Raw genomic sequence first — 18,896 nt, 5'->3', positions numbered from 1 at the left:
GTCAGGCCCGCCGCCCGCGCCGCCCGGCGATGGCCACGCTCAGCGTCATGGCCAGCGTCAGGGTTGCGGCCATCGACCGGAAGCCCTCGAAATTGGCCTCCGAAATCTCGATCCACAATCCGGCGATCTGGGCCAGCGGCGAAAACGGACTGTCGGTGATGGCCACCAGCGGAACCCCCTTCTCCGCCGCCGCACGGGCGAGGCTCACAGTCTCCGCGGCATAGGGCGTGAAGGAGATGGCCAGCACCGCGTCCCCCGGTCCGGCGAAGGTGATCTGCTCCGCCGCGAGGCCTCCCACCGCATCGACGAGGATCGCCCGCACACCGAGCTTGCCCAGCGCATAGGCCATGTAGGCGGCAATCGGAAAGGAGCGCCTGAGGCCGATCAGGTAAAGCGTCTCGGCGCCCGCCAGCCGCTCCACCGCGCGGTCGAGGTCCTGGGGGTCGAGCTTTTCGCGAAGCGCCGCGAGCGACTTCGCCGAGGCCTCGCAGAAGCCCCGGAGGATAACGTTGGGCTTCGACGCCGCCTGGGCATGCTCGCGCAGCTGCCGCAGCCGCTCGTCATAATTCAGGACGCGGTCGCGCAGGCGCGAGCGGAAAATCTCCTGCATGTCGGAGAAGCCCTGATAGCCCAGCGCCTGGGCAAAGCGCACCAGCGTCGAGGGCTGAACCTCCGCCTGCCCGGCGATCGAGGACACCGTGCCGAAGGCGATCTCATCCGGGTTCTCCAGCGCGAAAGACGCGATCTGGGCGAGCCGCCTGGGCAGCGCGGGCGCGCGCCCGGCGATCAGCGCCTTGAGGGCCGCGAAGTCACGTGGCGGGGAAAGGTCCTCGGTCATTGGAACGAATATTTCACGAAAGGGCAATCGTTCCAAATGATTTTGGGGTCAGCCCTCGTCCCAGCCGCGGCTGCGGCGCGACGGGCCGGAGACCGGCGGACGGCGGCGCGTGGCATCCGGGCTCGTGCCGTCGCCGCCCGCCAGCGCGCGGCGCAGGCGGCGGAGGATGACGGCGCGCGCCTTCTCGCCGCCGGCCTTGTCCACCGTGCCCTTGATGTCGAGGATCAACTCCGCCATGTCGTTGTGGCTGTCGAAACGGGCGACCATGGCGGGATCGATGCGCGGATGCGTATCCTCCGCCACGAAGGCGCAAGCCTCACCCGAGAGATCATAGACCGAATCGAGCGTGGGCATGAAGATGCAGTCATGCGGCAGGCCCAGGCCGCGCAGGTCTTGCGCCAGGGCGCGCTGGCCCTCCTCCTCGCCATGGGTGAGGAAGATCGAGCGGCCGACGGGCAGGCGCTCCTTCACCCATTGCACCAGTTCCGGGCCGTCGGCGTGGCCGGAATAATCCCCGATCTGGCGGATCGCCGCCTTCACCGAAATCTCCTCGCCCATGATGGTGACGGATCTCGCGCCATCCTGCAGGATGCGGCCAAGCGAGCCCTCGGCCTGGAAGCCCGCCAGCAGCACGGTGGTGGAGGGCTGCCAGAGGTGGTTCTTGAGGTGATGGCGGATGCGCCCCGCCTCGCACATGCCCGATGCCGAGACAATAATGCGGAAGCCGGTGAAGCGGGCGAGCGCCTTGGAATCCTCCACACTCTCGGTGATGCGCACGTAAGGCGAGGTGAAGGCGCGGGTGAGATCGCCGCCATGCTGCAATTCGCCCGCGTGCCTGACGAAAATGGCGGTGGCCTTCGAGGCCAATGGGCTGTCGATGAAAATGGTGGCCCTCGGCGCCTGACCGCCGTCCATCAGCCTGACCAGGTCGGTGACCAGTTCCTGCGTGCGTTCGACCGCGAAGGACGGAATGAGCAGGGCGCCCTTCTTCCCCGCCGCCCCGTTCACCTCGCGCGCCAGAATCTCGCGGCGGCCGTCCTCGCTGCGCTCGAAGCGGTCACGCCCGCCATAGGTCGACTCGCAGACGATGAAATCGAAATTGGCGGGAGCTTCCGGATCGTGCTCCAGCATCTTGTTGTCCGGGCCGAGATCGCCCGAGAACAGCAGGCGCACGGGCTTTGACCCCTGCTGCTCAACCTCCACCTCGACCGAGGCGGAGCCCAGAAGGTGGCCGGCATTCCAGTAGCGCGCGCGGATGCCGGGGGCCGGGGCGATCCATGTTTCATAGGCATGGCCTTCGAACTGCGAAAGGCAGTCCACCGCATCCTGCTGGGTATAGATCGGCTCCACCTCGTCCTGGCCGCGCCTGGAGCGGCGCTGGTTCAGCTGCTTCACTTCCATTTCCTGGATGTTGCCGGAGTCCGGCAGCATGATGGCGCAGAGATCGGCCGTTGCGGCGGTGCAGTGGATGCGGCCCCTGTAGCCGTGCTTGACGAGCTTCGGCAGCAGGCCCGAATGATCGATATGGGCGTGGGTGAGCAGCACCGCGGAGACCGCCGCGGCATCGAAGGGGAAGGGACGGTAGTTCAGCCCGCGCTCGGTCTTGGAGCCCTGGAACATGCCGCAGTCGACCAGCACCCTGGCTCTCTCCGTTTCGATCAGGTAGCAGGAGCCGGTGACGGTGCGCGCCGCGCCATGGAACTTGAGACGGATCATGCTTTCGCTCCCGGCACCTTGAGGCCGCGCCTGAGGAGCTGCTCCCAGGCCTGGCGCGGGGTGTCGGCGAAACCGAACAGGTCGAGGTCCTTCGCGGCCACCAGGCCGGTGTCAGCGAAATGCCGGAAATTGACGAGGCTCTTCCAGAAGGCGGAGTCAAGCAGCACGACGGGCAGATTGTCGTCCATCTTGCCGGTCTGGCGCAGCGTGAGGATTTCGAACAGCTCGTCCATCGTGCCGAAGCCGCCGGGGAACACCACCAGCGCCGCGGCCCGGATGGCGAAATGCATCTTGCGCATCGCGAAGTAGTGGAAGCGGAAGGTGAGATCGGGCGTCGAATAGGCGTTGGGCTCCTGCTCCATGGGAAGCGTGATGTTGAAGCCGATGGAGGGGGCGCCCGCGTCATGAGCGCCGCGGTTCGCCGCCTCCATGATGCCGGGGCCACCGCCGGTGGCAATCACGTTCTGGCGCGGGCCGTTGTGCGCGATCTTGGCGCCGCCCTCCTCGGAGCAGATGCGGGCGAATTCGCGCGCCGCGTCATACCAGCCGTTCTTCTCGCCCGGCCTCACCCGCGCCGAGCCGAAGACGATGACAGTCGTCGCCACGCCCCATTCGCGCAGGTGCTCCTCCGCCTTCTGGTATTCGAGCTGGAAGCGCAGGCCCCGCGTCGTGTCGCCCAGCAGAAAATCCTGGTCCATGGCGGGAAGGCGGTAGGCGGCGGCGGCCATCTGGGCCTTGTTGGAATCGGTCACGTGGTGGAAAGTCCTGCTGTGCGGGCGTCCTTGGCACAGGGATAGGGCAGTGACCGCCCGGCTTCAAGGGCTGGCCCGAGGGTGGCTTTTCGGCCTCGCCCGTGACAGGGTGAGCGTTTTGTGACGGAGTGGAAGATGGCGGAAAAACCCAGGGCCTTCGGCGAGCGCTACATGGTGAAGCCGGGCAAGAGCCTCAAACTGTCCGACTGCGACCCGCGCGCCGCAAACGGCTTCAGCGACAAGGAGGCCGCCAAGGCGGATACCATCCGCGACGCCGCGGCGATCGATGCGCTGCAGGACAGGCTCTATGCCGAAGGAAAGCACGCGCTGCTGGTGATTCTGCAAGGCATCGATTGCTCCGGCAAGGACGGCACGGTGCGCGCCGTGTTCAACCATTGCGGACCCATCGGGGTGAAGGTGACGCCGTTCAAGGCGCCGGACCCCGGGGAGCTGGCGCAGGACTACCTCTGGCGGGTGCATGCCGCCTGCCCGCCACGCGGCTTCATCGGCATCTTCAACCGTTCGCATTACGAGGATGTTCTGGTGGTGAAGGTGAGGGGCATCGCACCGCCGGACGTGATCGAGCGGCGCTACGACGAGATCAACGCCTTCGAGAAGATGCTCTCCGGCAACGGCACCAGAATTCTCAAGTTCATGCTCAACATCTCCAGGGAGGAGCAGGCCCTGCGCCTGACCGAACGCATCGAGCTCCCCGAAAAGCGCTGGAAGTTCAACCCCTCCGATCTCGAGGACCGCAAGCTGTGGGACGACTACATGAGGGCCTATGAAGCCGCGCTGTCGCGCTGCTCCACCCGCCATGCGCCGTGGTATGTGATCCCCGCCGACCGCAACTGGGTGCGGAACGCCGCCATCTCCCGCATCGTGCGCGAAACGCTGGAGGAGATGAACCCGGAATATCCCGAGGCTGAGGGCTGGGACCCAAAGACGGTGAAGGTGGCATGAGTGACCATGGCCTGCGCGTGGAGGGTGGCCCGCCGCCCTTGCGGAGTGATGGGCCGTTCCGGGACTTTACAACATACAGTCGATTTCCCAGCGGGGGCTGCGAAGGATTATCCTGACCGGAGCGCTTATCTTGGAACAGCCAATCACCATCTTCAATGCACCGGCCATGCTCATCGGCTGCGCGGCACTGCTCATTTGCCTTGCTGTTCAAGGCAGCACGGTGGCCCTTGTGATGGGGCGGCTGAAGCCGCGGCTGCGGGCGCTGGCGTTACAGAATCGCAACGGGCCGGCGCATCTGATGTTCTTTGCGTCCATCATCATCCTGCTGATGTCGCACCTTGCGCAGATCCTCATCTGGTCGATGGTTCTCTACTGGCCGGGGATCCTGCCGAACCCCCACCACGCCGTGCTGCTGGCGGGCAGCACCTACACCACCGTCGGCTTCGCCAATGACACGCTGCCGGAGAAGTGGCAGCTTTTGGAAGTGATCATGGCGGTGACAGGGCTCTTCGCCTTCGCTTGGAGCACGTCGATCTTCTATGCGCTGTCGCAGCAGCTCTACCGGGAAGAGGATTAAGCCCGCGACAGGAAGGCTTCGACCTCGGCGCTTGTCGGTGCAGCCTCGGCGGCGCCCATCCGGGTGGTGGACAGCGCCCCGCAGGCGGCGGCGTAGCGCAGCGCCATCTCGATTCCCTGCCCCTGTTCGAGCGCGTGCGCGAGGCCGCCGTTGAAGCTGTCGCCCGCCGCGACCGTGTCGATGGGCGTCACCTTGAAGGCGGGGAGGGTCTTCTCGATGCCCTCGCCAGCGACGGCGAGGCCCTTGCCGCCGAGCTTGACGACGGCGGTGGCGACGCCGCGCGCGCGGAGTTCCTTCGCGGCCCTAAGGCCCTCTTCGGGCGTCCGCGGCTGCCAGCCGAGCAGCTGGCCCGCCTCGGCTTCATTGGGGGTGATGATGTCGATGGCCCGGAGCACCGAGGGGTCGAGGTCCTTCGCCGGCGCGGGATCGAGGATCACCGTGCCGCCGTGCGCCCGCACGATGGCCGCGGCGGCGAGCGAGGCTTCGAGCGGCACTTCGAGCTGGAGAAGCAGGACCTTCGCCTGTTCCAGCGCGGCGCGGCCCATTTCGACATCGCTGACATCGACGTGGAAGTTGCTGCCTGCGATGACGGAGATGTAGTTTTCCCCGCCCTCGCCGACATTGATGATGGCGATGCCGGTGGCGCCGTCATGGTCCTTGGCGATGAGCGAGAGATCGAGGCCGTAGTATTTCAGCGCGCGTTCCGCGCTCTTGCCGAAATCATCGGCCCCGATGCGGCCGATGAAGGCCACATCGCTGCCGAGCTTCGTTGCCGCCACCGCCTGATTGGCGCCCTTGCCGCCAAGGCCCACGATATAGTCCTTGCCGTGCAGCGTTTCGCCCGGCTTCGGCAGGCGATACATGTAGGCCGTCACGTCCATGTTGATGCTGCCGACAACGGCGATGGTCATAACGACCTCCCTGTTCAGGTGTTGCGCTTCCTTGCCGCCAGCGTGCGGAGTCTGAGCGCGTTGAGGCGGATGAAGCCGGCGGCGTCCTTCTGGTCATAGGCGCCGCGGTCATCCTCGAAGGTGACGAGGGCGTCGCTGTAGAGCGACTTCGGGCTCCTGCGGCCGGTGACGATGACGTTGCCCTTGTAGAGCTTCAAGCGCACCGTGCCCTCGACATGCTCCTGGCTCCTGTCGATTGCCGCCTGCAGCATCTCGCGCTCCGGCGAGAACCAGAAACCGTAATAAACAAGCTCGGCATATTTCGGAATGAAGCTGTCCTTCAGGTGTGCCGCCTCGCGGTCGAGCGTGATCGACTCGATGGCGCGGTGCGCGGCGAGCAGAATCGTGCCCCCGGGCGTTTCATAGACGCCGCGCGACTTCATGCCGACGAAGCGGTTCTCGACGAGATCGAGCCTGCCGATGCCATTGTCATGGCCCAGACGGTTGAGTTCGGCGAGGATCGCGGCGGGCGGCATCTTCTTGCCGTCGATCGCGACGGGGTCTCCCTTGAGGAATTCGATTTCGATGGTGGTTGCCCTGTCGGGCGCATCCTCCGGCGCGATGGTGCGCTGGTAGACATAAGGCGGCGGCTCCACCCACGGGTCTTCCAGCACCTTGCCCTCGGAGGAGGAGTGCAGCAGGTTGGCGTCGACCGAGAAGGGCGCATCGCCGCGCTTGTCCCTGGCGACGGGGATCTGGTGGGTTTCGGCGAAGTCGATCAGGTCGGTGCGGCTCCTGAAATTCCATTCGCGCCAGGGGGCGATGACCTTGATGTCCGGGTTCAGCGCGTAAGCCGTGAGTTCGAAGCGCACCTGGTCATTGCCCTTGCCGGTGGCGCCGTGGGCGATGGCGTCGGCGCCCGTCTCCTGCGCGATTTCGATCAGGCGCTTGGCGATGAGCGGGCGGGCAATCGACGTGCCGAGCAGGTAGACGCCCTCATAGACGGCATTGGCGCGGAACATGGGGAAGACGAAGTCCCTGACGAATTCCTCGCGCAGGTCTTCGATATAGATGTCCTTGATGCCCAGCATCAGGGCCTTCTCGCGGGCGGGCTCAAGCTCGCCGCCCTGGCCCAGATCGGCGGTGAACGTCACGACCTCGGCCCCATATTCCGTCTGCAGCCACCTGAGGATGATCGAGGTGTCGAGGCCGCCGGAATAGGCGAGCACCACTTTCTTCACTTTCTGCCTGGACATGGAGCGCACCCATTGGAATTGGCTGTGCGCCACCTATCACGTCAGATGCGCTGGCCGCAACTGGAGGGCTGATAGGCGGTGCATGCCGGAAAATGGGTTCGATAATCCTTCTCCACAGTGGGAGGAGATCATCCAGGCAAACCCACACCGGTTGCATCGAAGCCGGCGTCCGATTGCAAGGCGAAATGCGCCTTGGCCGGCGCCAACTGGCTGATGAGGTGGAACTTTCGAAGAGGAATGCGAATTTCTCGATGGACAAGCAAAAAGTTAACATCTTCTTAACGGTTGACACCCCTTTTAGATGGTAGGACAACAAATAGTGGAAAAGAGCCGGTTGCCGGAGAAGGACAGATGACAAAACTCAGTATTTCCAAACTCATAGAGATGGCGAAGGCCGTCAAAATGACGGAAGCGCAGCAAGAAGAGCAGCGTCGCAGCTTTGTATACGGCAACACCGCTTTTGAGAATCCCGCGATCACAAGGAAGATGGTCGATGATATTGCGGATGCCATGCGCGCTTGAATTGCGATTTAACTATATGTAGATAGGCCACACCCTCTGGGTGTGGCTTTTTTTGTTGGGCCGAGAATGAACGACGAAGAAGCAGCGAAACGAGAAGCTGAAAACGGGTTCAGGCAACTCGAAGAAGGCACTGAGGTCATTCGCTACTATCTGGAACCCGGCAGGCCCTTTGCATTGCGTCCTGGGCTCATTCTCCAACTGCAGAAGATTGCCGTTCAAGGCATACAGTCTAATCCTGGGGAATGGCGAAGAACTCCAGTCAGGATAGAAGGAAGCGCTCATCAGCCTCCCCCGGCACACCTCGTTGAGGGATTGGTGACCGAAATGTGCGAGTATGTGAACGACAACCTTCACGTCCAAACAGCGTTTCATTTGGCTGCATACGTGATGTGGAGACATAACTGGATCCATCCATTTGCCGACGGCAATGGGAGAACCAGCAGAGTTCTGTCTTACATAGTGCTCTCTATAGTGACAGGATACGTGCTGCCTGGCGTGCCAACAATTCCCGAACAGATCCAAAAAGATCGAAAGGCTTACTTCGCTGCACTGGAAGATGCCGATGAGGCTTGGAGAAACGGTGAGCAGTTGAACTTGGATGTGATGGAAGAGTTGCTCATGAACATGCTCGCCAAGCAGCTTCTCTCGGTTATAAGTTCGGCATCAGGCAAAGAGTTAACTTAGGCCAAGGCGTTCCTTGGCCCGCAGCTTCTGGCTCTCGCTCTTCAGCTGGCCGCAGGCGGCCATGATGTCGCGGCCGCGCGGGGTGCGGACGGGGGAAGCATAGCCGGCACGGTTGAGAATTTCAGCGAAGACCTCGATCGTGTCCCACTCCGAGCACTCGTATTGCGTGCCGGGCCAGGGGTTGAAGGGGATCAAATTCACCTTGGCGGGAATGCCCTTCAAGAGCTGCACCAGGCGCCTGGCATCGGCAGGTGTATCGTTCACACCCTTCAGCATCACATATTCGAAGGTGATGCGCCGCGCATTGGAAAGGCCGGGATAGGCGCGGCAGGCGGCGAGCAGGTCCTTGATCGGATACTTCCTGTTCAAGGGCACGAGCTTGTCGCGGACCTCGTCGGTGGTGGCATGGAGCGAGATCGCCAGCATGGTTCCGATCTCTTCGCCGGCGCGCGCGATTTCCGGAACGACACCGGAGGTCGAGAGCGTGATCCTCCGTTTCGACAGCGAAATGCCCTCGCCGTCCGAGACGATGTCCATCGCGTCCCTGACGTTGTCGAAATTATAGAGCGGCTCGCCCATGCCCATGAGCACGACATTGGTGATGTTGCGGCCGGCGAGCGGCGGGGCGGGGTTGGCCTCGATGTCCTGCGGCCAGTCCTTCACGCGGTCGCGCGCCGTCATCACCTGCGCCACGATCTCGCCCGCGGTGAGGTTGCGCACGAGCTTCTGCGTGCCGGTGTGGCAGAAGGCGCAGGTGAGCGTGCAGCCCACCTGCGATGAGATGCAGAGCGTGCCGCGGTCTTCCTCCGGGATATAGACCATCTCGACTTCGTGGCGGGCGCCGCGCTCATCGGGGGCCAGACGCAGGAGCCACTTCTTCGTGCCGTCGGTCGAGGTCTGCTCGGTGACGATCTCCGGCCGGCCGATGACGAATTCCCCGTCGAGGCGCTGGCGCAGGTCCCTGGCGATGTTGGTCATCCCGGCGAAGGACTGCACACCGCGGTGATAGAGCCAGTGCCACACCTGGCCGGCCCGCATGCGGCGCTGCTTTTCCGGCACGCCGGCGCGGCCCATGGCATCCGCAAGGCCTTGCCGCGTCAGCCCGATGAGCGAGGGGCGCGGATCATTGGGGATATAGCGCGGGGCGACGTCAACGGTTGAAAGCAGCGTGGTCATGAACCGGGCCCATAGCATGAAACCGGGCGGAAATGCGAGAGATCCCCTGAAATGAGGGCTTCAGGACCCTTTGACCAGCGCCACGATGGGCCCCAGCGGGGCAAAACCGTCACTCCGCCCCAACTCCGGGGCGTGCAGGCTGGAGATCGAGCCATCGAGGAAGAGCGCGTTGGGGCAGTTGAGCCTGTCCCTGAACAGGCGGGCGAAGGAATGGAAGTTCACCCAGTCCTCGCTGATGACAAAGATCAGCGTGTGGCCGTCGGCTGCGCCGACGCCGTTCCGGCGCTGAAGCGATGTGCCCGCGGGCGAGAACCTGGGGTGGATCTGGCCATCGACCACCAGCATGGGGCCGGACTGGCTGGCGAATTGCGGCTTGACTCCGGACGCGGCGAAGGCCTCCGTCTCCATCACGCCGCCCGTGTCTCCGTCGATGAAGAACACGCCATTGGGCTTCATGTGGAAGTTGCCCGGGCCGTCGCGGCGGTTCAGCTTGCGCAGCAGCTTGCCGTTCTCGATATAGAGGCCGATGGGCTTCAGGTCCTCGCCATACATGCCGGCGTTCATGCCGAAGGCGAGCGTCTCGCCTTTCGCCTCCAGCGACAGCCGCAGGCTGGCGAAGGAACCATAGGGCGCCCCGTTGTCGTCGAGGCTGAAGAGCCGGAGGCGGTCCTGCCGCAGGTCGAAGCGGCAGACGGTATAGTCATTGCCTTCGAAGCTTTCCGCGGTGCAGGTGGCCTCGGCCCGCGCCGCCCCGATGAGCACTGCAAGCAGCAGGAGCCAGAGCCTGAGGGCTCCGGCCATGCTACTTGCAGGCCTTGTCGATGGCGGCGAGCGCTGCCGAAATGCCCTGCAGCGAATAGGTGTCTTCCGTGGTCTTGCCGCGCGAGGAGGTGCCCTTCACCTTGAGCGACTTGCCACCTTTCATGGCGGCGACGATCTTCTTGTCGCTGCCGGTATCGACCCAGGCGGTGTCACCCTTGGAGAACATTTCATAGGCCTGGCCGTCGATCGTGAGCCTGACGGGCTCGCCCTCCTTGAAGGGGTAGCCGATGATGGTGGAGACCTCGCCCCTCACCGGCGGCTTGCGGCCCGGCATGTTGGTGACGAGGAAGAAGGCCGGATCGCGCTTGACGCCCTTGGGCTCGGTCGCCCTGGGAGTCGAGGAGACATAGCAGACCTTGGAGTCGGCGGCGTCATAGCTGTAGGCTGTCCAGTCCTGGAAGTCGCCGATCTGCCTGGGTTCGTTCTCCGCGCAAGCGAGGCCCGCGGTGAGGGTGAGGAAGGTGATCCCGAGGACACCTGTGCGCCGAAACTGATTCATCCGTAAACCTTAATCCTGGCCGAAGCGAAAATCCAATGGTGGACGATTTCGGCCCAATTTTGGCGGTCAATGTGTCGGCAGGAGGCTGGCCGGATGGATTATTGCAGCGCAACAGGGATTGGGCTAGCGTTTCCGATCATTTGTAAGGGATTTCGATCATGGCGGCAGTGGAAAGCGAAGCGTCCTCAACGGTTTGCGTGGCCCATCTGGTGAGCCACACCGACCAGGCGGCGACCGCCGTGGAGACCATTCTCGCCAAGGCCAAGGCCCGCCTCGCGGCCCGGGTGATGCCGGGGGGCAAGATCAGTCAGCACCTTCTGGACGAGGAGCAGCATGCGGCGCACGGTCTCGCCTGGCTTGCCACCTATGCCGCGACGCTGCGCGAACTCGCCAATTTCGCCGCGCGGCTGGACGCCGAAGGCAAGCTCGGCGAGACCGAGCAGCTGACCATCCAGATCGCGGCGGGCGAATATGTGAACCAGGCCGCCGGCGGCATTCCGATGAACCAGGGCGAGTTCCTGCGTTTGGCCGAGCTGGGCCTGACGCGCGGCGAGACGGCGGGGCTCCATGACCTGGTGCTGGCCGGGCGCGGCAACACGGCGGCGGCGCGGCGCCGGCTGGTGGAGCTTTTCACCGAAGGCAATTTCGGCTCCTCCGGCCTCGACGGGACGCTCAACGAAATGCGCGAGACGATGCGCCGCTTCATCGAGACCAGGGTGGCGCCCCATGCCCACCAGTGGCACCTCGACAATGCCTATGTGCCGATGGAAATCGTGCAGGAACTCGCCGGGCTCGGCGTCTTCGCGCTGACGCTGCCCGAGGAATATGGCGGACTGGGCCTTTCCAGGGAATCGATGTGCGTGGTTTCAGAAGAACTCTCGCGCGGCTGGATCGCGGTTGGCTCCCTCGGCACAAGGGCGGAGATCGCCTGCGAGCTGATCCTGTGTGGCGGAACCAGGGAGCAGAAGGAACACTGGCTGCCGAAGATCGCGAGCGGAGAGATACTGCCCGCCGCGGTGTTCACCGAACCCAACACCGGTTCCGACTTGGGCAGCCTGCGCACCCGCGCGGTGCGCGATGGCGATGTCTACAAGGTGACCGGCAACAAGACGTGGATCACCCACCCGGTGCGCGCCGACGTGATGACGCTGCTGGCGCGCACCAACCCGGACGAGACGGGCTACAGGGGCCTCTCCATGTTCCTCGCAGAAAAACCGCGGGGAAGCGATGAGAATCCTTTCCCCGCCAGGGGCATGACCGGCGGCGAGATCGGGGTGCTCGGCTATCGCGGCATGAAGGAATACGAGATCCGCTTCGAGGACTTCGAGGTGAAGGCCGGAAATCTGCTGGGCGGCATCGAGGGCCAGGGCTTCAAGCAGCTGATGCAGACCTTTGAGGCCGCGCGCATCCAGACCGCGGCGCGCGCCGTTGGCGTGGCGCAGAGCGCCCTCGACCTCGGCCTCAAATATGCCCAGGACCGCTCGCAGTTCGGCAGGCCGATCGTCAGTTTCCCGCGCATTGCCGACAAGCTGGCGCTGATGGCGGCGGAGGTGATGGCGGCCCGCCAGCTCACCCTCTTCGCGGCGCGCGAAAAGGATGCGGGCCGGCGTTGCGACCTTGAGGCCGGCATGGCGAAACTTCTGGGCGCGCGCGTCGCCTGGGCGGCGGCCGACAATGCGCTGCAGATTCACGGCGGCAATGGTTTTGCTCTGGAGTATCAGATCAGCCGCGTGCTGTGCGATGCGAGGATCCTCAACATCTTCGAGGGTGCCGCGGAAATCCAGGCGCAAGTGATCGCGCGGCGGCTGCTGGAAGGCGGTAATTGACCCGCGGCATCCTCATCACCGGCTGTTCCACCGGCATCGGCTGGACCTGCGCGCTCGGCATGAAGGCCCGCGGCTGGCGGGTCTTCGCGACGGCGCGAAAGCCAGGCGATCTGGCGCGTCTCGAGGCGGAAGGCGTTGAGGCCATTTATCTCGATTATGCGGAGCCCGCCTCGGTGACGGCTTGTGCGATTGAGGTATCAATGCGCACCGGCGGCAGGCTCGACGCGCTTTTCAACAATGGCGCCTTCGGGCAGCCGGGCGCGGTGGAGGATTTGCGGCGCGAGGTTCTGGAGCGGCAATTCGCTTGCAATGTCTTCGGCTGGCACCAGCTGACGCGCGACTGCCTGGCCCTGATGCGGGCCAATGGCGGAGGGCGCATCGTGCAGTGCTCCTCCGTCCTTGGCCTCGTGGCGCTGAAATGGCGCGGCGCCTATAACGCCTCGAAATTCGCCATCGAGGCCTTGTCGGACACCATGCGGCTTGAACTGCGCGGCTCCGGCATTTTCGTCTCGCTGATCGAGCCGGGGCCGATCGCCAGCAACTTCGTCGAAACCTCGCTGAAGAATTTCGAGCAGAACATCGACGAGGCGTCGTCGCATTACAAGGAGGCCTATGCCAGTCAGCGCGCCCGGCTCGGCCGCGGCGGGTCCGCTCGCTACAAGCTGGGGCCGGAGGCGGTGCTGGAGAAACTCGTCCAGGCCGTGGAGGCGCCAAGGCCGCGTGCGCGCTACTACGTGACGAAACCAACGCACTATATGGCGATCGCCCGGCGCATCCTGCCGCAGCGGGTGCTGGACCATGTGCTCGACAAGGCGTCGGACCAATAGCCCCCGCGCGCGCAATGCCGCCTTGACGGGAACCACCGTCCGGCTCATGGGTTGGCGCAGAAGGGAAATCCGGAGCAGGACGTGTTCTTCCAATATCTGAGCTATGTTGCGACGGCGGCGGTGGCGGTGGTGCTGCTGCTGGGCCTGGCCAACATGTTCCGGGGCGGCTCGTCCAGCACCTCGCAAAAGCTCATGCGCTGGCGTGTGGGTTTGCAGGCCGTGGCCATCGTCATCCTCATGGCCGCCTTCTACGTCACCCACCGGTAGCGCTTGAATTCCGGCCCCCGCCTTCCCACGTCTCTCCCCGGCTGGCGGAGGCAATGCGATGGCTGTGACGGCTGACGAATTCGCGGTGAAGCAGAAATTCTTCCCCAAACTCGCCCGCGTTCTGGCGCGGGTGCCGCTGGCCGATGAGCTGGTGGCGGCCTATTACGCCGCCCTCGACCGGGCAACGCCGCTGAAGGCCAGGGGCATCCTGATTGGCGCGCTGGCCTATTTCATCCTGCCGGTCGACGCCCTGCCGGACGTTGTGCTGGGGCTGGGCTTCACCGACGACATGGCGGTGCTGCTCGCCGCCTATAACATTGTGCGCAACCACGTAACGGAAGAGCACCGCCGCCGCGCCCGCGAAACCATCGCCCGCATCAGGGCCGGCGCACCCATTTCCGCGTGACGATGATGACAGCGCCGGCGCAGACGGCCATGCCGAGAATCTGCACCGGCGTGAGGGTTTCCCCGAACAGAGCATAGGCCATCAGCGCAGAGACGCCGGAGACGAGGAAGATGAGGCTCGCCACCCGGCCCACGTCGCCCAGCTCGAATCAACAGCATGAGCAGCGTAATGGCGCCAAGCGACAGGACGATGACGGACCAGCCGAGCGCAAACCACGCATTGAAGCTGCCGTCGAAGCGCATCTGTTCCATCAGCACGGCGGGGATGGCCACCGCGAGTGTGGCACCCACATATTGCCAGGCGCCTCCGCTCGCGAGGTTCAGGGCGGTTGCAAAGCGCTTCTGGTAGACCGTGCCGAAGGAGATCGACAGCGCGCCCAGCACATTGACCGCCACGGTCACCGGCGTGATGCCGCCTGCAAAGCCCGCCTGCAATTTCGGCGAAACGACCAGCGCCACGCCGAGAATGCCGATGAGCAGGCCCACCCAGTGGCGCAGTGCGATCTTCTCCTTCACAATCCAGGAGGCGAGGATCGCCGTCATCAGCGGCTGCAACCCGACGATCAAGGCCGAAACACCCGCCGGCATGCCGTGCGCCACCGCCCAGTAGACGGGCCCCAGATAGCCGCCATGCAGGAAGGCCCCGGCCACCGTGGCATGGAAGGCCTGGGCGCGGCCCGGCCACGGGGCATGCAGCGCCACAGCAATGGCGGCGAAGATCACCCCGGCGATGGGAAAGCGGATGGTGAGGAAGGTGAGCGGGCCGGCATGTGGCGCGGACAGCCTTGCAACCACGAAGCCCGTTGCCCACATGAGGACGAACAGGACAGGCGCCGCGGCAATCAGGGCGCGGGTGGCGGGCGTTGCGTGCGTCATGGCGCCATTTGCCCTGATTTGGGCGGCGGGGCGAAACGGTTAATTCAAGGAGCAGACATGTTCGATCCGCAGAAACTTCTGGAGCAGTTCCTCGGCGGCGGCCGGGGCGGCACACCGGGCAAGGATGGCAAGGATGGCAGGGCGGCGGGCGGCCTGTCGCCCGATTTCATGAAGGGGCTGGCGACGGGCGGCGTGGCGGGCGGCGTGGCGGGCGGCCTCGCCGGCGTCCTGCTGGGCGGAAAGACCTCGAAGAAACTGGCCAGGGGTGCGGTGAAGCTGGGCGGCACGGCGGCCCTCGCCGGGCTCGCCTACAAGGCTTACGAGTCATGGCGCAGTTCGCAGCAGGCGCCGGCCGCCGAAGCGCCGCCGCCGATGAAGGACGTGACGCCGAAGCCGGAGGGCACCCGCTTCCTGCCGGCGGCAAGCGCCGAGCGCGACGGCATGAGCCTCGCCATCCTGCGCGCCATGATTTCCGCCGCGAAGGCCGATGGCCACATCGATGCGGAAGAGCACCGGCGCATCTTCGCCAAGCTCGACGAGCTTGACCTTGACACGGAAGAGAAGGCCTTCATCATCGACGAACTGAGGAAGCCGCTCGATATCGACGCGGTGGTGAGGGCGGCGGAGACGCCGGAACTGGCGGTCGAGATCTATGCCGCCTCGGTCCTTGCCATCGACCCGGACGACCCGGCGGAACAGGCCTATCTCGCCATGCTGGCGTCGCGGCTGAAGCTGGAGCCCGGACTGAGGGCGGCAGTCGAGAAGGAAGCCGCGAAGATGATGGCCTGACCCGCCGCCATGCGCTATTGAGCGGCCATGACGGTCAAGCCCGATGACCAGGGACCAACGCTCGCCCAGCTGGTGCGCGAAAGCTTCTACCGGCTGTTCGCCGACGAGGCCATTCCGCTGGCCGGCAACATTGCCTTCCGCACGCTGTTCTCGGTGTTTCCCTTCCTGATCTTCCTCACGGCGCTGGCAGGGTTCTTCGGCAACGACGATCTGGCGGCGGGTGTGGTCAGCTTCCTGCTCAGCGTCGCCCCGGCCCGGCTGGTGGAGCCCCTGGTGCCGGAGATCCGCTCGATCCTCACCGTGCCGCGCAGCGGGTTGCTCTCCATCTCGGCGCTGATCACCATCTGGAGCGCCATGGGCGGGGTGGACAGCGTGCGTGTCGGCCTCAACCGCGCCTATGACCTGCGCGAGACGCGGTCGATCTGGTGGCTCTATTTCCAAAACGTGCTGTTCATCATCGGCTCGGCGGTCTTCCTCCTCATCTTCGCGCTGCTTATCGTCTTCGCGCCGGTGATGATCCAGTTTGCCGAGGTCTATGCGCCGGCCCTGAAGGGCCACTTCGTGACCCTGGAGCAGCTGCGCTTCCCGATCGGCATCACGCTGCTGACGGCGGGTGTGCTGCTGTGCCACCGCGTGCTGCCGGCCAAAGCGCACAATGTGCTGGAGGTGCTGCCCGGCGTGGTGATCACCGTGGTGGCCTGGGTGGCGATGTCCTCGGCCTTTTCGATCTATCTCGTCAAGTTCAACACCTTCGCCTCGACCTATGCCTCGCTGTCGGGCATCTTCACGGCGATGTTCTTCGTCTATCTCGCGGCGCTGGTGCTGATCCTCGGCGGCGAGGTGAACCGCGTGCTCGAGGTGCGCCGGATCATGCGCATGCAGCGCTTCAGGGAACGCGGCGACGCGGAGTTATAGCACGCCGCCGGCTGCCGCCGAGGGAGCGGGAGAGGCCCAGTTCACGCACCCGATGCCTCGACCGCGTCGTCGAGGGTTTTGAGCCCCGCCGCCGGCGCGGACACAAGCACGGCCATGTTGCCGGGGCGATGCTCGTTCCTCCACATTTTCATGTGGGCCTTCGGAATATCGGCCCAGCCATGGACCTCCGACATGCAGGGGTCGATGCGGCGCGCCATCACCAGCCTGTTGGCGGCCGATGCCTGCATGAGATTGGCGAAATGCGAACCCTGCACGCGCTTCTGGTGCATCCACAGATAGCGCGCATCCATGGTGAGGTTGAAACCCGTGGTGCCGGCGCAGATAACGATCATGCCGCCGCGCCTCGTCATCAGCACCGAGACGGGGAAGGTGGCCTCGCCCGGGTGTTCCACCACCATATCGACATTGTTGCCCTTGCCGGTGAAATGCCAGATGGCCTTGCCGAACTCCCGCGCATTCTTGAGCCAGTCATTGTATTCCGGCGTGCCCACCGCGGGCATCTGGCCCCAGCAATTGAACGTCTTGCGATTGATGACGCCCCTGGCGCCGAGCTGCATGACGAAATCCGTCTTGTCGTCCTCCGAGATGACGCCGATGGCGTTCGCACCCGTGGTGGCCGCGAGCTGGATCGCCATGGAGCCCAGGCCGCCGGAAGCTCCCCAGACCAGGACATTCTGCCCCGCACTCAGCACATGCGGGCGGTGGCCAAACAGCATGCGGTAGGCGGTGGCCAGCGTGAGAGTGTAGCAGGCGGCCTCTTCCCATGAGAGGTGCCTGGGCTTCGGCAGCAGCTGACGGGCCTGCACGCGGGTGAACTGCGCGAATGAGCCGTCCGGCGTCTCGTAACCCCAGATGCGCTGGGAGTTGGAGAACATCGGGTCGCCGCCGTTGCACTCCTCGTCGTCGCCGTCATCCTGATTACAGTGGATCACGACCTCGTCGCCCACCTTCCAGCGCTTCACCTTGGAGCCCACTGCCCAGACGATGCCTGAGGCATCCGAGCCCGCGATGTGGAAAGGGTTCTTGTGGCCGTCAATGGGCGAGATGGGCCTGCCCAATGCCGCCCAGACGCCGTTGTAGTTGACGCCGGCCGCCAGCACGAAGACCAGGCACTCGTCCTCGCCGATCTTCCAGGTGGGGACGACCTCGACCTGCATGGCGCCGTCGGGCGGGCCATGACGGTCCTGGCGGATGCACCAGGCATACATCCTGGCCGGCACATGGCCAGGCGGCGGGACTTCGCCAACCTCATAGAGATCCTTCACCGGGGCATTGCCGTTTGCGGGGGCAGTCTTGGCGGCGGAACTCATGTCGTCGTCTCCCTAAAACAATGCTGCCAAGAATACCCCAGGAAGGACCGTCCCGCACCGCAACAAAAGGAGGGGTGTGAATCTGTTTATCCAATGACCAACCACCTTGACACAAGGTGTTCAGGACATAACCATCATCCGACTCACAATGAGACACTCAGCATGGCGGATCTCCTTGAATGGTGGAACAGCGTGGTGCTCCCGCCGACGGTCGTACCGGTGGCGTTTGTCTGTTCGATCTTCGGAACAGTGATCCTGGCGGTGTTCATGCGCTGGCAGGGGGTGATTATGCTGGTGGTCAGCTTCGTGATCCTGTTCGCCGGGGCCTATCTCGGTAATGTCCTGACCGCCAATTTCGACATACACCTGAACCGGCTTTACGTCAGGCCGGTCTTCATGTCGATCGTCGGCATTTTGGCCGCCGCGCTTGTGTTTCTGATCCTGTTTCCGAAGAACGATAACGACTAGAGACTGATCTCCAGAAGCGGTTCCACTTTTTGCGGATCATGCTCCAGGCTCTATTCGCACACGGGCCGTCCCTCGATCCCGCCTGCGCAGCTGTTGAAGGCATCTCCGCTGCGGGCATTCTTCACGCTTCGCCCGGAGCGCCAGCTGATGGAGCAGGTCTACGATAACTTGCTTTACCGATGGTTTGCCGGGCTCTCGGCTGACGCCGCCGTCTGGGGTGCTACAAGGTTTTCCAGGAACCGGGAGCGCCTGATGCAGGCAAGGACGGTTCCGGCGAGCCGCCGACGCCTCATGGGTCATGTGCCTGGAGCAGGTTTCGATTTAGAGCGGCGGGCGGTCATGCAGAGTCGGGGGCTTTTCCCTCCCCCTTGTGGGGAGGAATTAAGGGTGGGGGTCCCCGGGCTCAGGTCTTTGAGAATTGGACTCCTGGGCCCCCCGCCCCTGCCCCTCCCCCCTTGTGGCAGGGCTATCGCATATGGGTTAGAGCGTTGATAAGG

21 protein-coding genes and 1 pseudogene are annotated in these 18,896 nt (G+C 64.4%); 12 read left to right on the top strand and 10 right to left on the bottom strand.

Annotated features, from left to right (window positions below):
• Position 1: 1 nt before the first annotated feature.
• From IOC69_RS03950 to IOC69_RS03940, 3 genes are read right to left on the bottom strand one after another with little or no spacing between them, the layout of a single operon-like run.
• Positions 2-838, bottom strand: coding sequence for a MurR/RpiR family transcriptional regulator (locus tag IOC69_RS03950; protein ID WP_290542229.1), 837 nt, complete (start codon positions 836-838; stop codon positions 2-4).
• A 48-nt stretch (positions 839-886) separates the two neighbouring features.
• Entirely contained in the window at positions 887-2,554 is a 1,668-nt protein-coding gene (locus tag IOC69_RS03945; RefSeq protein ID WP_290542228.1) for an MBL fold metallo-hydrolase, read from the bottom strand.
• Positions 2,551-3,282, bottom strand: a complete 732-nt coding sequence (locus tag IOC69_RS03940) for a TIGR00730 family Rossman fold protein (RefSeq protein ID WP_290542336.1) — start codon at positions 3,280-3,282, stop codon at positions 2,551-2,553. Before IOC69_RS03940 ends, IOC69_RS03945 begins: the two co-directional genes overlap by 4 nt.
• A 144-nt stretch (positions 3,283-3,426) precedes the next feature.
• Between IOC69_RS03940 and IOC69_RS03935 the strand changes: the two genes are divergently transcribed.
• Both IOC69_RS03935 and IOC69_RS03930 read left to right on the top strand, forming a co-directional pair.
• Positions 3,427-4,269, top strand: a complete 843-nt coding sequence (locus IOC69_RS03935) for a polyphosphate kinase 2 family protein (protein WP_290542227.1) — start codon at positions 3,427-3,429, stop codon at positions 4,267-4,269.
• A 130-nt stretch (positions 4,270-4,399) separates the two neighbouring features.
• The gene (locus IOC69_RS03930) at positions 4,400-4,846 is read left to right on the top strand and encodes a hypothetical protein (RefSeq protein ID WP_290542226.1); all 447 of its coding nucleotides are present in this window, start codon (positions 4,400-4,402) and stop codon (positions 4,844-4,846) included.
• Here the strand turns inward: IOC69_RS03930 and rbsK are convergent.
• Positions 4,843-5,757: a ribokinase gene (gene rbsK / locus IOC69_RS03925; RefSeq protein ID WP_290542225.1), complete on the bottom strand. Its 915-nt coding sequence runs from the start codon at positions 5,755-5,757 to the stop codon at positions 4,843-4,845. The two genes, IOC69_RS03930 and rbsK, sit on opposite strands and share 4 nt — an antisense overlap.
• Positions 5,758-5,771: 14 nt before the next feature.
• Positions 5,772-6,992 carry an argininosuccinate synthase gene (locus tag IOC69_RS03920; protein WP_290542224.1) on the bottom strand — a complete coding sequence of 407 codons (1,221 nt, stop codon included), beginning with the start codon at positions 6,990-6,992 and terminating at the stop codon, positions 5,772-5,774.
• A gap of 351 nt (positions 6,993-7,343) precedes the next feature.
• Here IOC69_RS03920 and IOC69_RS03915 point away from each other — a divergent pair, with 351 nt between their 5' ends.
• Positions 7,344-7,514 carry a hypothetical protein gene (locus IOC69_RS03915; RefSeq protein ID WP_290542223.1) on the top strand — a complete coding sequence of 57 codons (171 nt, stop codon included), beginning with the start codon at positions 7,344-7,346 and terminating at the stop codon, positions 7,512-7,514.
• Positions 7,515-7,580: 66 nt separating this feature from the next.
• On the top strand, positions 7,581-8,198 hold the full coding sequence (locus tag IOC69_RS03910; protein WP_290542222.1) for a Fic family protein: 618 nt from the start codon (positions 7,581-7,583) through the stop codon (positions 8,196-8,198).
• Here the strand turns inward: IOC69_RS03910 and rlmN are convergent.
• From rlmN to IOC69_RS03895, 3 genes are read right to left on the bottom strand one after another with little or no spacing between them, the layout of a single operon-like run.
• Positions 8,190-9,374, bottom strand: coding sequence for a 23S rRNA (adenine(2503)-C(2))-methyltransferase RlmN (gene rlmN, locus IOC69_RS03905; RefSeq protein ID WP_290542221.1), 1,185 nt, complete (start codon positions 9,372-9,374; stop codon positions 8,190-8,192). The two genes, IOC69_RS03910 and rlmN, sit on opposite strands and share 9 nt — an antisense overlap.
• 60 nt (positions 9,375-9,434) lie before the next feature.
• A complete protein-coding gene (locus IOC69_RS03900; protein ID WP_290542220.1) occupies positions 9,435-10,175 on the bottom strand; it encodes a phosphodiester glycosidase family protein in 741 nt (246 codons plus the stop codon).
• 1 nt (position 10,176) lies between these two features.
• Positions 10,177-10,695: an invasion associated locus B family protein gene (locus IOC69_RS03895; RefSeq protein ID WP_290542219.1), complete on the bottom strand. Its 519-nt coding sequence runs from the start codon at positions 10,693-10,695 to the stop codon at positions 10,177-10,179.
• A gap of 158 nt (positions 10,696-10,853) precedes the next feature.
• Between IOC69_RS03895 and IOC69_RS03890 the strand changes: the two genes are divergently transcribed.
• From IOC69_RS03890 to IOC69_RS03875, 4 genes are all read left to right on the top strand, one after another.
• Complete coding sequence (locus tag IOC69_RS03890; RefSeq protein ID WP_290542218.1) at positions 10,854-12,521, top strand: acyl-CoA dehydrogenase family protein; 1,668 nt, start codon at positions 10,854-10,856, stop codon at positions 12,519-12,521.
• Positions 12,518-13,348, top strand: coding sequence for an SDR family oxidoreductase (locus IOC69_RS03885; protein ID WP_290542217.1), 831 nt, complete (start codon positions 12,518-12,520; stop codon positions 13,346-13,348). Before IOC69_RS03890 ends, IOC69_RS03885 begins: the two co-directional genes overlap by 4 nt.
• Before the next feature lie 81 nt (positions 13,349-13,429).
• Positions 13,430-13,615, top strand: coding sequence for a twin transmembrane helix small protein (locus IOC69_RS03880; RefSeq protein ID WP_290542216.1), 186 nt, complete (start codon positions 13,430-13,432; stop codon positions 13,613-13,615).
• 58 nt (positions 13,616-13,673) lie between these two features.
• The gene (locus IOC69_RS03875) at positions 13,674-14,021 is read left to right on the top strand and encodes a YkvA family protein (RefSeq protein ID WP_290542215.1); all 348 of its coding nucleotides are present in this window, start codon (positions 13,674-13,676) and stop codon (positions 14,019-14,021) included.
• On the opposite strand, the gene IOC69_RS03870 is transcribed toward IOC69_RS03875, so the two are convergent.
• Positions 13,925-14,896: an EamA family transporter gene (locus tag IOC69_RS03870; RefSeq protein WP_290542214.1), complete on the bottom strand. Its 972-nt coding sequence runs from the start codon at positions 14,894-14,896 to the stop codon at positions 13,925-13,927. The genes IOC69_RS03875 and IOC69_RS03870 overlap by 97 nt on opposite strands.
• A 57-nt stretch (positions 14,897-14,953) precedes the next feature.
• Here IOC69_RS03870 and IOC69_RS03865 point away from each other — a divergent pair, with 57 nt between their 5' ends.
• A complete protein-coding gene (locus tag IOC69_RS03865) occupies positions 14,954-15,685 on the top strand; it encodes a tellurite resistance TerB family protein (RefSeq protein WP_290542213.1) in 732 nt (243 codons plus the stop codon).
• Positions 15,686-15,712: 27 nt separating this feature from the next.
• On the top strand, positions 15,713-16,600 hold the full coding sequence (locus tag IOC69_RS03860) for a YihY/virulence factor BrkB family protein (RefSeq protein ID WP_290542212.1): 888 nt from the start codon (positions 15,713-15,715) through the stop codon (positions 16,598-16,600).
• 41 nt (positions 16,601-16,641) lie between these two features.
• On the opposite strand, the gene ccrA is transcribed toward IOC69_RS03860, so the two are convergent.
• The gene (gene ccrA, locus IOC69_RS03855; protein ID WP_290542211.1) at positions 16,642-17,931 is read right to left on the bottom strand and encodes a crotonyl-CoA carboxylase/reductase; all 1,290 of its coding nucleotides are present in this window, start codon (positions 17,929-17,931) and stop codon (positions 16,642-16,644) included.
• A 162-nt stretch (positions 17,932-18,093) separates the two neighbouring features.
• Here ccrA and IOC69_RS03850 point away from each other — a divergent pair, with 162 nt between their 5' ends.
• Both IOC69_RS03850 and IOC69_RS03845 read left to right on the top strand, forming a co-directional pair.
• On the top strand, positions 18,094-18,399 hold the full coding sequence (locus IOC69_RS03850; protein ID WP_290542210.1) for a hypothetical protein: 306 nt from the start codon (positions 18,094-18,096) through the stop codon (positions 18,397-18,399).
• 48 nt (positions 18,400-18,447) lie between these two features.
• A pseudogene (locus tag IOC69_RS03845) lies at positions 18,448-18,657 on the top strand (transposase); the annotation flags it as partial.
• Between the last annotated feature and the right edge of the window lie 239 nt (positions 18,658-18,896).

Source organism: Aestuariivirga sp., from assembly GCF_020252405.1.
In the GTDB taxonomy this organism is placed as follows: Bacteria; Pseudomonadota; Alphaproteobacteria; order Rhizobiales; family Aestuariivirgaceae; genus Aestuariivirga.
The sequence above is the reverse complement of the archived record's forward strand: the minus strand, read 5'-3'. Positions and strand labels throughout refer to the sequence as shown.